The following is a 12,356-nucleotide window of genomic DNA, read 5'->3' on the forward strand; positions in this document are numbered from 1 at the left end:
TTCGGACACAATTACTGAAATACTACCTAAAAGGTTCAAATAAAAAAATGTGAAAAGCTTGAAATGCCAAAACTCTAAGCGGAGGTGGCTATGGTTAAATGGTACGTTGGTCTTTTAGTCTTTGTTGTGCTGGCCGCCGGCTGCACTCAGGAGCTGGCGGAGAAAAGGGCCCAAACAATCAAGCCTCCTGAAGTTGCTCCTGGAGCCGAGTATGTTGGAACTGACACCTGTTTAGAATGCCATGAAGACCGCGCGCTTGACGCCAAACACAACGTGCATCTCAGGCTGGCTAGCTATGAGGCTCCCGGCTATCAGGTGGGCTGTGAAGGCTGTCACGGGCCAGGTTCTGTCCATGTAGAGGCCATGAGCGAAGACGAAGTGGAAAAGGGGCTTGAGGCCATTCTTCGTTTTGGTGAAGATGGCTACCACGGCGAAGAGTCCTCAGCGGTTTGCCTCACCTGCCACAATGCTGGCGAGACTATGCACTGGGCTGGTTCGGCTCACGCTGAACATGACGTAGCCTGTATTTCCTGTCATAAGATTCACGACAATCCCAGGGCCCAGCTTCTGGCCAAGAACGAGTTTGAACTTTGTAGCCAGTGCCACCGGGATGTGCAGGCCAAGATGTATTTTATTTCACGCCACCCGGTAAAAGAAGGGCACATGTCCTGTGGTGATTGTCACAACCCCCACGGCACCGGCAACCCTATCGCTGGTATGTTGCGCACAGAAGAACGCTTAAATGACCTCTGTCTTACCTGCCATACCCGTTATCAGGGGCCATTTGTTTTTGAGCACGACCCGGTGATTGAAGACTGCACCATTTGCCACGACCCTCACGGCGCGGTGGCCAATAATCTGTTAAAGCAGAATGAGCCGTTTGTCTGCCTGCAGTGCCATGAAGCCCACTTCCACGCTACCAGAGACAACGCCCAGCCCGGTTTTGTCTTCCCTGATGATACAGTTATTAATGATGCAGAAGGAACAGGTACAGACCCTGTTTTATTTAAAGATCCTTATACTGGCGAGACGCCCTCAATTACCTCTTCGCCTCATGGCTGGCAAAGGTCGTTCTTGACCAAATGCACCCAGTGCCACCAGCAGGTACACGGCTCTGACCTGCCGTCTCAGTCTCTCCCCAGCCGGGGTATGGGACTTACCAGATAATTACAAGGAGGTGAGCTAATGAAAACTTTAAGTTTTAAGATAATTTTATGTTTATGTCTGTTGATGCTACCTTTTAGTCTGGTTTCTGCTGAGGAAGCAGAATATGAGGTAGAAGTTAAAACTGGCCTTTCAGTAAATGACGTGGATGACGAGGCCAGCCGGGCGGCAGAATATAAAAGAAAAGTTGACATGGACACCAGCACCTACCTGGGAGGAAGCCTTAAGTTTTTCCGTGATGATTTTCGCCTGGGTTTTGAAGGCCTTTACGAAACAGGCGATGAGCAACAGTACCGCGGCTTTTTAGACTGGAATCGTGTAGTGCGCTTTAAGTCTGACTACTACCGCTTCTATCACCGTCTGGACCATGACACCCTGGAAAACCTGGAAGCGCATAGTATGGAAGAATTGAAAACCGTAACGAAAGATTCTATAACTAAATGGGTTTCTTTGCCTGCAGGAGCTGGCCTGGCCACGGTTTATCACACAGATTTTAACGCTAATGACCGCTATGGCATTACCAGAAGCCAGTGGAAGAACAACCTCAAGGTAAATCTCCCCCACCTGCCTGGTATTACCTTTGAACTGGCGCACCGCTACGAAGAGAGAAAAGGCCTTGACCAGGCCCGCACTATGAGCAAATGTGCCGCCTGCCACGTGGTGGCCAGAAGCAAAGAAATCCGCGAATACACCAATGACTGGAACCCCAAAGTGCAGGCCACCCTTGGTAAGTGGACTTTAGAATATTCTTTTCTTTATCGCGTCTTCCGCAATTCAAGTGAAACCCCTTTAAATATCTACAACGAAGCCATGCGGCCTGTGGCTGGTGACGGAACGATTGTTAAACCGGGAGAAGGAGATGACCGTTTTGACGCTGAACTTCAATATGATGCCACTGATGGCTGGCTTCCATTCGCCCGTACCCCTGAGAACCGCAAGTACTTACACTCTCTTAAGGCCAAGTATGACTTTAACCCTGAGCGGCACTTCTTTGTAGGTTACGTTAACTCCAAAATCAAAAACTTAAGCACTGACGAAGGGCTTAACACCCTCTGGGGCAACTTTGGTGAAGAACTGGAAATAGACTACGACGCCGTGCACGCCCGCTTCTTCACTAAAATAAGAAAAGACATGACCCTTACCCTTAAAGCCAAATACGTAAATATGGACGCCGATGATGTATTTTTAGATGTTGTTGAAATGGTATCTACTAAAACAGGCACCACCTATCGTGAAGCTATCGGTTGCACCTGTGATGTTACCCGCTACTCGGCTTACGATAGCGATGAATTCATCTTTGAGGGGGATCTGGCCTGGCGCCTGAGTCGTGCCCTTAAGCTCTACTTCTCTTACGGCCTTGAGATTATAGACCGCAATAACGCCGCAGACCACGAGTTAGGCCACCCGCCGGTTAATGATAAAACCACCGAGCATAAGTTCAAAGTAGCGGCTAACTGGCGGCCTATGAAAAATCTCAAGTTTAAAGGCCACTACAAGCTGGAAATCATAGATGACCCTTATACCCACAAAAATGCCTATTGTCCTACCACTTTGCCAGGATTTGATAATGATATAAATGACGACGGCTGGGCGGATATCTGGAATCCGTATAACTGGTATTCAGAGTGGGTTTATGCGGCCCGGCAGTTTGACGCTTCGGTCCAGCCTGAAACGGCCCACGAAATCGTCGCTAAAGCAGATTACACCTTTAGCCCTCAGCTGGCTCTTCAGGGTAACATCCGCTACTACTTTGGTGACAACGACGACTTAAAAGTCTATGAATACTAACGCGAAGGCTTTAACGCCGGACTTAACCTGAGCTACATCCCGGCGGCCAAGCTTGGTTTTAACTTTGGCTACCACTTCTACTGGGATAGGACGCAGACGCGTCTGTGTTCAGCCTTTTACCACGGGTGAGCTGGCCACGTCTTTTCCTCCCAGGTGGGAGGTAACGGCCAGGAAATTGAATGGGAAAACGACGTGCACGTTTTCTTCGCCAGTGTAAACTTTGTGCCTACCAAAAAGCTTGAGCTGGCGGCCAGTATTTCCTACACCCTTGGTGAAGCAGAGATGGATAGCGTGGTCTTCACCGCCGCTGATGATCCCTTTCCTTTAGATGGATACTCCTTTGCAAATCTTACTGGTGTAGAAAACTTCTCTGACCTTGACTACACTATGTTAGAACTTGAGCTTACCGCTACCTATGCTATTAGAGACAACCTCTCTTTCACCCTTACCGGCTGGTATTCTGACTTTGATGACGATGAACCTTACGTCTATGGCGACCTTGACGGTGAAGCCATAAGTGTAACGGGCTTCATCACCTACCGCTTCTAAGCCATCTAAGAGGGCACGGCTTACCGTGCCCTCTTTCTTTTTGGGACTGTTTTACTTTGTTTGCAATGGCAAGCTCATTTTGTCATTTTGCAAGGAGGCCGAAAATTTGCAAGGTCTCAAGTTCATTTATCCCTCAGGTTAAATTAGGAACCATTTGGTTTTATGACGTGGTACATCTCACAGTCAGCTTTGAGAAGATTGACTTTCCTTCCCATAAAAAGGCGGGCCACTTGTTCAAAGGCCTCGGTTAAGTCAGATACATAAATTTGATGTTTACCGTTTTTGGAAAGTTTGGCCTCAATCTCCGGGTGAGTGCTTAAAAAAGCGGCCACCTCTTCAGCTACTTCACAGGCTGGGTCAACAAGGGTTATACGACGGCCAGCTTTGGCCTGAATAATTGGCTTAAGTAAGGGATAATGAGTACACCCCAGCACTAGAGTATCAATTCCTCGCATTTTTAGAGGAATAAGATATTTTTTGACAATACGTCTTGTTTCTGGCTTTTTAAGCCATCCTTCTTCCACCAACGGCACTAAAAGCGGACAGGCGTTCCCATAAACTTTAACTTCTGGGTCAATTTCAGCTATTTTTTTCTGATATATACCGCTTGAAACGGTAGCCCTGGTGCCTATTACGCCGATAACCTTTTTCCTGGTAACAGCTAAGGCTTTTTTTACCGAGGGACTGACCACTTCAAAAATAGGTATTTCGGGAAATCGCTGGCGCAGGGCCTCAGTAGCCACGCTTGAAGCCGAATGACAGGCCACAACAATTATTTTAGCCCCGTGCTCCAGAAGAAATTCAGCATCTTGGATAGCATAAGATATGATGGTTTCAGGACTTTTAGTCCCATAAGGGGTGCGAGCAGTATCTCCAAAATAGATTAAACGATATTCAGGAAGCTTGCGCACAAGCTCCCTGACAATAGTTAAGCCCCCTATGCCTGAATCAAATACCCCTATCAAGCAGCTTTCCTCAAAAGGGGAATTTCACCGAAACGCAAACGAAGTTTCAACGAACATTCAGGACAAAAAGAATTGCCTTTAAGGTCTGTTTCCATAAGGGTTAATGAGGGATACATTACACAACGAGGATTGCGACAATGGCCAAGGCCAAGCATATGGCCAAAAGAACGTAAGATTTCTTTGTAAACCCGCTTTCTAAAAAGCTCTTCAGGGCGCTCGCCAAAAAGAAAGTCCCTGAGCTTATTCACGGAAATAACGGCGGCTCTGGCCTGAAAATGACTCTCAGAAATAATAGAGTTATGGTGTACGTTGTATAACTCAGCATCAGCCAGGCCTACCACAAAATCTACAGGGCCAGCCTTCTCACGCAAAAAGTCTATAATGAGATGAGCAAAAAAGCGACGACGCCGAAAGCAGAAAGCTGACGGTGGATAAGGAAGTGGCCTGGTTAGTTCTACTTGGGTCTGAAAATTCTCAGCAATTTCTTTAATAAGCTCTTCAAGCCATGGTCCAGAAACCTTTCCCAAAGGCACGAGTAACATAAGAGGCCTTTTCATAAAAACTCCTCTTTAAGTATTTGGGACTTAATTTTAAACCTTCTATCAGGCAATTCAAATTAGGGACAGGCAAAAGCTGGGGACAGGCAAAAGCTGGTGGCCTCTTGGCGTGTTAACAAAAAATTGGGAAGTTCAAACAGAAAAGAGGCAAAGCGAGATGGCCAGAAAAAGCCATTGGGCAAGCATTAAAGTGGCTCCGAGAAGATCCCCGGTTAAGCCACCAAAATTTCGGCGGTAAGAAAAACGCAGACCAAACACCAGCAAAATTACTCCAAAAGTAGCCAGGGGATAGAAATAAAAGGGCAAGCCCCAAAAAAGGTGGCTTATAAAAAGCCTCTTTCTTGAACCTGAAAGAAAAAGAAAGCCAAGGCCTTCTTTTTTGGCCGGAGGAAGAATTAAAGCCACCAAAGAAGAAGCCAGCCTTCCCACCAGAGGCATTAAAAGAAGTGCCAACCAAAGACCTTTTTCTAACACATCGCGAGTAAACAGAAATTCTCCCAGCAGGAAAAAGAAGCCAAATAAGAAAGCCCCTACACCTATCTCTGGCCTTTTTAAAATGGCAAGCCTCCGCGAGATGTCACCCCCTGCAGCCATGGCATCTGCCCAGTCAAGTAAGCCGTCAAAGTGAAAAAAATCAGCCAGATAGTACTTAATGGCCAGCAAAAAAAGCGCAAGATAAGCTGAGGATATGTAAGGTTCCAATACATAAGCCAGAGAAAAAAGAAGGCCTCCCAGGAGAAGGCCTATCAAAGGGAGATAAAAAACACCTCGTTCCAGGGAAAATTCTTTGGGAGCAAAAGGCACCCTGGTAAAAAAAGACACCGCCGAAAGAAAGGCCTGCCATTCATTTTTTAGCATTTTATTAATGGGAGTACTTTTTACCTTACATCGCGTCATCACGAGGCAATGTAGTCGCCGTGGCGAAGTGACCCTAGCAGGTCATACGAGGAAGCCCGCAGGGCCGACGAAGTAATCCTTGTCCCGAGCGCTAGCGAAGGGATCTGAGATTGCTTCGCTTCGCTCGCAATGACAACCCAAAAATTATCATCTGTTTTACGCTCTCATTAATAAAAACTTTAATATCAGATTTTGCTAGACCTTGAAATAAAGGATTACTTCGCTTCGCTCGCAATGACCGGTAAAAAAGGCTCGCAATGACCGGTAAAAGCAAATCTACATAACCCTTTTCATCACTATGAGGAGCAGCAAGGAACATATTCCCCCTAGTGTCACTGCAAAGAGGCCCGCAGGACAGGCGAAGCCGTCTCAGGGACAGGCAAAGTAGTTAGTCAAATTCGTTTCCTTTGGTAACACCGGCGTCCTCAAAAGTAGCCATCTCCGTAAGGATTCTCAGGGCCGTTTCCACTATCATGCTGGCCAGGCAGGCCCCAGTGCCTTCTCCGAGTCTTAAGTTCAGGTCAACAATTGGTCTTAAGCCCAGCTTTTTAACCACCAGGGCTGCTCCCTTTTCTTCTGAACAATGCCCGAGAAAAACAAATTCTTTTATCCGGGGTTCCAGAGCTTGGGCTATGGTGTAACCAGCAAGCGATATAAAGCCATCAATGATAACCGGCACCCTTTTTGACGCCCCACCCAGAAAAAGGCCGGCAATAGCCCCGATCTCTGCCCCACCTACCTTGGCTAGAACATCTATAGGGTCGTCAAATTTATAGCGAGAAAGGGCCTGAGCCACCACTTCGCGCTTTCTTTTTAGGGCCTCATCGTCAATACCTGTGCCACGGCCCACAATGTCTTCTGGTTTTTCTCCAAGCAGAGCGCAAATCACCGCGGCTGAAGGTGTAGTGTTGCCTATACCCATTTCTCCAGGGAGAAGAAGCTTTACCCCTTCTTCGGCAGCCTGACAGGCCAGCTCAAAGCCCACTTCTAAGGAGGCTTGAGCTTCTTCCCGGCTCATGGCCGGTTCTTTCAGAAAATTCCTGGTGCCAGGGCAAACTTTGCGTTTGATAAGACCCTCTGCCTGAACTTCTCCAGCCACGCCGACATCCACCACAAAGACTTCGGCTCCTGCCTGCCTGGCAATCACGTTTATTCCGGCTCCCCCGGCCAGAAAGTTATAAATCATCTGTTTGGTAACCTCTGGTGGATAAGCGCTAACGCCTTCTTCCACCACGCCGTGGTCGCCGGCAAACACGTACACACGTTTTTTTAAAGGTAGCTGGGGAAAAAGCTCGCCAGTGATGTAAACATACTGTTTGGCTAACTCTTCAAGATAACCAAGGCTTCCCCTGGGTTTAGTAAGGTTATCTAGGCGCTTTTGAGCGCGTTCATAATCAGCGCGGTTAAGCTCTGGTAACCTGATTTCCATAAGAAAACCTCCAGAATAATACAAACAGCCACCACCAAAAAAGTGGCCACTTTTATAATTTTTTCAGCCTGAAAGATATCTGAAACTTCCCGTTCGCGCAAAGGTTTTCCAAAACGGCCTTTATCAAAGAATTTACCCTGATAAAAAACCGGCCCTCCCAGCTCTATACCCAGCGCCCCGGCCATAGCGGCTTCTGTATAACCAGAGTTGGGAGAGTCATGCTTACGGGCATCAGCCAGCATTGTCTTTAAGGCCAGCCAGAAGTTTTGCCGGCAAAATCCCGCGGCTATCACGATAAAAAGTCCTGCCAGGCGAGCAGGGAAAAAATTAAGGACATCGTCAAGCCTGGCGGGAAAGTAGCCAAATTTGCGCCACTTTTCAGTTTTATAACCATACATGGAATCAAGGGTTTCGCAAACCTTGTAAAAGGTAGCCCCGTAAATACCGCCTACTAAATACCAGAAAAGCGGGCCTACCAGAGCATCGGTGAAGTTTTCAGCCAGGGTCTCCACAGAAGCCCGCACACACTGGGAGGAATCAAGACGTTTGGTCTCCCGGCCAACAAGAAAAGATAGGCGCCTGCGAGCAAGACTTATGTCTTCCTCAAGGGTTTTGGCCACTTTTAGCACCTCACGGCGCAAGGCAGTGGGAGCGATAAAGAAGTAAAGCCAGACAACCTCAATGGGGGGGACAAAATAAACAGTGAGCCCAATACTCCACAGAGAAAAGAGCCCTGTAGCCAATAAAGTTAGTAAGCCCCCCAATCTTCCCCAATGATAGAAAAAACGGCGAAAAAATTCAGCTAAATCACCAATTAAACGGACGGGATGCCAGCGCACCTGTGGGTCAGCCAGAATTAAGTCCAGAAAAAAAGCAAGCCCTATTGTTAAAGCAGGTGGCAAATTAACCATTGACGTTTGCCCTAAAAAGACTCACCATAATAGCATGGAAGAAGACGTAGCCAAGGCCTTAGCCTACCAAGTAAAAAGAGACCTTGCCGAGCGCTATTTTAGCGCAAGAAGAGTAATTGAAGAAGATACCCAGAATTATTTCCAAAAAATAGAAGAAACAAAGAAAAAATTTATTACAGCGCTTGAAGAAGCCTTTGGCCGCCTTTATCTCCTCCTCCATAAAGATTCTGACCTTATAAAACGATTTCTGGATATAGTCGGCTTTAAAGAAGCTTATTTTGGAGATAAAGAACCATCTCTTGAACTACTTTCTGGGTTTCACTTGAGGGGCTTTACCTCTAAAGGGCGGTACAAAAACCTCTTTTTAGACTGTTACCAGAAACTCGCTGATATTTTGGAAGACTATCAAAAGGCCCTGGAAGAGCTCAGAGTTGAAGCTGAAGTCATTAACCATGAGATTGAAATTTTTAAAGAAAAATACAACCTGAGTGAAATAATGCATTTCTTAAAGGGGCTTGACGCTTCTTCTGAATACGCCGACCTGGGCTTAACCTCTCTTGATGAATCAACTGCTGAGCTGGAAAAAACTATGGAGTTCAAAAAAATTCCTCCCCCTGAAAATTTTTTGCCAGATATTCCTGCTCTTCCTCCTTTAAAAGAAATTCATAAAGAGCTTGCTTCGCTGGCCAAAGAAGCTTTTAGCCGCTATCGCGACAAATCTCAGGCCGTGCTTGATTATGTCAAAACTCATTCGTAAGGTAAGGCGCCATATAGAAAAATTTGCTCTTCTATCTAACGGTGAGCGGGTGCTGGTAGCTGTTTCTGGTGGGCCGGATTCCATGGCTCTCCTTCACGTGCTTTTAGCCTTAAAAGAAGAACTTGAGCTTGACCTCTATATAGCCCATTATGACCACCGTTTGCGCAAAGAGTCCGTAAAAGAAGCCCTTTTTGTTAAGGATTATGCCAAAAAACTCGGGCTTCCTTTTATTTTAGCCGCTGCCCCGGTAAAACTTTACGCCAGAAGAGAGAAAATATCCCTTGAAGCAGCCGGGCGCGAGCTCAGGTATCGTTTTTTTGAAAGAGTTGCCGAAGAATACGGCTTGAACAAGGTGGCCCTGGCCCACCAGGCCGATGACCTGGCCGAAGAAGTGCTTTTACGCTTTATCAGAGGAGCAGGAAGGCGTGGGCTTGCTGGCATTCCCGTAAAAAGAGGCGGTATTTTTATTCGGCCCCTTCTCCTGGTCTCTCGCGAAGAGATTGATGATTTTCTCCAAAAAGAAGGCATTCCTTACGTGGAAGACCCAAGCAATGAAGACCCTCGTTTTTTGCGCAATCGTGTGCGGCACCTGCTCATACCCTTTCTGGAAAAACATTTTCATAAAAATGTAAAAGAATGCCTCAAGCGCACGGCCCTTCTGGTGGCTGAAGAAGAGGAATTTCTGGGCTGCCTGGCCCTTCAAAAACTGGAAAAACACGGGCGAAAAGAAGCTGATGCTTTTCATCTTAGTGTAAGAGGCCTTATCAATGTTCCCCTGGTGCTTAGAAGACGCATGTATCTTGAAGCGCTTAAGGCCATAGGGGTTCCACTTTTTCGCGTAAGGTTAAGCCATATTGAACAGATTGAATCTTTACTCACAGGGAAAACCCGCGGGAATATCAACTTACCTGGAGGCTTTATTGCCAGAAGGGAACCTGGAAGACTTGTCTTTAAAAAAGTTGAAGCCCCTTTAAAGCCTTTCCGAGAAGAAATAACGGGGACAGGCGAATATCTTCTGCCAAATAACATCACTCTTCGGGTTTATTACACTAGGGCCGGTGAAGCTCCCAAAAATGCCCTGGTGCTTGATGCCCAAAAGGCCAGTTTTCCGCTGATAGTGCGCTCACACCTTCCTGGGGACCGTATAAGGCTGCTTGGCCTTTCAGGCCGTAAAAAGCTAAAAAAAATCTTTTGGGAACATAAGCTCACCCACGACGAACGACGTATCTGGCCTATTGTAGAAAAAGACGGCGAGATTATCGGCCTCCCAGGCCTGGCCATAGCGGAAAACTATGCTCCTAAAGACGCGAACCAAAAGGCCCTGGTGATAGAATTTTCTTTTGCTTAATTAAGCCGTTGATAAATGGTTAAAACATAAGACCGTGTCATGCAATGACTTGGTCGTGTTGTCACTACCAGGAGATACCTCGCTTCTCGCTCGGGACAGGCGAAGCAGTCTAAAGTAAAAGCAGTCTCAAAAACAGATAGTCTGGTATTTGACTAAAGCTTTTAAATATCAGGCTTTTGCCAAATTATGGCCTGCCAGCCTTCTTTATCTGCTAATTCTAGAAAAGAAAACCCCTGATACAAATTTAAGAGAAAAGAGGTGCTTTCTTTTAGAAAACCGCTTGCTACCAAAAGCCCACCTTTGGCCAGGCGGTCTTTAACTAGAGGGGCATCTTCTGTAAGCACCCTTAAAAATATATTGGCCAAAATCAAATCAAAAGAGCCTTTAACCGCTGCCAGAGGGGCACAAAAAGATAAAATCTGTGCTTCCAACCTGTTTCTTATTACATTTTCCCGACACTTTTTAGTAGAATCAAAGTCAATATCTAAGGCCAGGACCTGAGATTGGGGGAAGAGTCTGGCTGCCACCAGAGAAAGAATTCCGCTTCCTGCACCCCAGTCAAGAATGCGCTTGGGTTTAATTCCCTGGTAATAAAGTTTATCGAGCAAGTATAAAACAAGTAAAGTGGTGGGATGAAGCCCTGAACCAAAAGCTCCCTGGGGAGCTAAAATAATTTTTGAATACGAAGGCTCTCCTTGCCAGAAAAGACTTAAACGGCTCTTAGGAAGACGCAGTAGAAAACCCGGTTCAGGAATTTCAGTTATGGAAAGCCCTTCTTCTTGAGGCACACTTTGCCAGAGGCGAAAAACATTTTCAGCCAGACCTTTTATTTCATAGGCAAGAACTCCACATTCCAGACGATAAAAAGAAAGAACCTCTAAGTCTCTTAAAAGAAAAGATTCTATTTCCTTTTCCAGTAATATTCGCCAGATTTTCATTTATTTTCCCTTGCCAGGTAAAATGGGTAACATTAAAACTTCAGTATGTCCGCCTATAAAGCCATAATTTTTGACGTTGATGGTACACTATACTACCAGGCTCCCCTGCGGCGAAAAATGCTTAAAGAACTCCTGTTAAGCTTTATCTTTAATCCGTTAAAAGGTTATCGGGAAATTCGCCTTATAAAAACTTTTCGTGAAGAGAGAGAAAAGCTTCGCCATTTTAGTCCGGGAAAAGATACCCTCCTTGAAGAACTTCAATATTTAATCCCCGCCCAAAAATTAGGAATTTCCCCTCAAGAAGTTAAAAAAGTTATAAAAGACTGGATTTTTGAAAAGCCACTCAAGCATTTGAGGGCCTGTAAAATCCCCGGGCTAGATGAGTTTTTGGCTCTTTGTAAGGCTCAAGGCCTAAAAACTGGCATATTTTCAGACTATCCCGCCAGCCAAAAGCTTGAAACCTTAGGGATTTTACAGCACTTTGACTTAGTTCTTTGCGCTACCTCTCCTGAAATAAATGCCTTTAAGCCCTCACCCAAAGGTTTAAAAGTGACCATGGAAAAACTTGGGCTTGGCCCACAAGAAATATTATACGTGGGAGACCGGTTAGAAGTTGACGGCCTTTGCGCTGAAAGAGCAGGTGTTTCTTTCGTTTTAATCTCTCCAGGGGCTAAAAAAATTTCGGATTTTCTTCAGGTAGAAGACTACTTCTCCCTTTTGCAAATTATCTTCGGGCCTAAGAACTAAACCAACGGGTTGAGAGCATTCTTGACATTATCAAGTATTATAGCGAGGCCTCGTCAGAGGCCTAAACAATCTCTTCCCTTAAAGGATAAAAACTAATGTTTTGAAGTTTTGCAAAGGTCTTTGAACTTATAAAAATTAAGAAATTGGATCTTTTTGGCTTTTAGCCGAAAGAAAGATTATAAAATTTTACAAAAAAACTATTTCCTTATCAGGATAAGCTCTATCAGAATATGCCCTTTTGTCTCGTTTAAGCCTAAGCAAACTTTTTAGTTTTTCGGCTGCTTTATTCACAAACCCTTTACTCCC

General features: G+C 45.7%; 11 protein-coding genes and 1 pseudogene. 6 read left to right on the forward strand and 6 right to left on the reverse strand.

Annotated elements, in window-relative coordinates; genetic code table 11:
- Window positions 1–90 precede the first annotated feature (90 nt).
- From TH606_RS10180 to TH606_RS12155, 3 genes and pseudogenes are all read left to right on the forward strand, one after another.
- Window positions 91–1,167: a GSU2203 family decaheme c-type cytochrome gene (locus TH606_RS10180; protein ID WP_068543645.1), complete on the forward strand. Its 1,077-nt coding sequence runs from the start codon at window positions 91–93 to the stop codon at window positions 1,165–1,167.
- An 18-nt stretch (window positions 1,168–1,185) separates the two neighbouring features.
- On the forward strand, window positions 1,186–2,952 hold the full coding sequence (locus TH606_RS10185; RefSeq protein WP_068543647.1) for a GSU2204 family CXXCH-containing (seleno)protein: 1,767 nt from the start codon (window positions 1,186–1,188) through the stop codon (window positions 2,950–2,952).
- A 366-nt stretch (window positions 2,953–3,318) separates the two neighbouring features.
- Window positions 3,319–3,501, forward strand: a pseudogene (locus tag TH606_RS12155) (hypothetical protein); the annotation flags it as partial.
- A 143-nt stretch (window positions 3,502–3,644) separates the two neighbouring features.
- On the opposite strand, the gene murI reads toward TH606_RS12155, so the two are convergent.
- From murI to cbiB, 5 genes are all read right to left on the reverse strand, one after another.
- Window positions 3,645–4,466 (reverse strand): glutamate racemase, encoded by an 822-nt coding sequence (gene murI / locus TH606_RS10195; protein WP_068543650.1) that lies wholly within the window; start codon window positions 4,464–4,466, stop codon window positions 3,645–3,647.
- Window positions 4,463–5,023, reverse strand: coding sequence for an archaemetzincin (locus tag TH606_RS10200; RefSeq protein WP_068543654.1), 561 nt, complete (start codon window positions 5,021–5,023; stop codon window positions 4,463–4,465). Before TH606_RS10200 ends, murI begins: the two co-directional genes overlap by 4 nt.
- Before the next feature lie 132 nt (window positions 5,024–5,155).
- A complete protein-coding gene (locus tag TH606_RS10205) occupies window positions 5,156–5,881 on the reverse strand; it encodes an adenosylcobinamide-GDP ribazoletransferase (RefSeq protein WP_068543656.1) in 726 nt (241 codons plus the stop codon).
- 427 nt (window positions 5,882–6,308) lie between these two features.
- Window positions 6,309–7,349, reverse strand: coding sequence for a nicotinate-nucleotide--dimethylbenzimidazole phosphoribosyltransferase (gene cobT / locus TH606_RS10215; protein WP_068543662.1), 1,041 nt, complete (start codon window positions 7,347–7,349; stop codon window positions 6,309–6,311).
- Entirely contained in the window at window positions 7,289–8,260 is a 972-nt protein-coding gene (gene cbiB, locus TH606_RS10220) for an adenosylcobinamide-phosphate synthase CbiB (protein WP_068543666.1), read from the reverse strand. Before cbiB ends, cobT begins: the two co-directional genes overlap by 61 nt.
- A gap of 34 nt (window positions 8,261–8,294) precedes the next feature.
- Between cbiB and TH606_RS10225 the strand changes: the two genes are divergently transcribed.
- Both TH606_RS10225 and tilS read left to right on the forward strand, forming a co-directional pair.
- The gene (locus TH606_RS10225; protein ID WP_068543668.1) at window positions 8,295–9,017 is read left to right on the forward strand and encodes a hypothetical protein; all 723 of its coding nucleotides are present in this window, start codon (window positions 8,295–8,297) and stop codon (window positions 9,015–9,017) included.
- The gene (tilS, locus tag TH606_RS10230; RefSeq protein WP_068543671.1) at window positions 8,998–10,365 is read left to right on the forward strand and encodes a tRNA lysidine(34) synthetase TilS; all 1,368 of its coding nucleotides are present in this window, start codon (window positions 8,998–9,000) and stop codon (window positions 10,363–10,365) included. The genes TH606_RS10225 and tilS overlap by 20 nt, the downstream gene beginning before the upstream one ends.
- A 161-nt stretch (window positions 10,366–10,526) precedes the next feature.
- Here the strand turns inward: tilS and TH606_RS10235 are convergent, their stop codons facing one another.
- Window positions 10,527–11,303 (reverse strand): 50S ribosomal protein L11 methyltransferase, encoded by a 777-nt coding sequence (locus TH606_RS10235; RefSeq protein ID WP_068543674.1) that lies wholly within the window; start codon window positions 11,301–11,303, stop codon window positions 10,527–10,529.
- A 45-nt stretch (window positions 11,304–11,348) separates the two neighbouring features.
- Here TH606_RS10235 and TH606_RS10240 point away from each other — a divergent pair, with 45 nt between their 5' ends.
- Window positions 11,349–12,050, forward strand: a complete 702-nt coding sequence (locus tag TH606_RS10240) for an HAD family hydrolase (protein WP_068543677.1) — start codon at window positions 11,349–11,351, stop codon at window positions 12,048–12,050.
- Window positions 12,051–12,356: the final 306 nt, after the last annotated feature.

Source organism: Thermodesulfatator autotrophicus (assembly GCF_001642325.1).
GTDB lineage: Bacteria > Desulfobacterota > Thermodesulfobacteria > Thermodesulfobacteriales > Thermodesulfatatoraceae > Thermodesulfatator > Thermodesulfatator autotrophicus.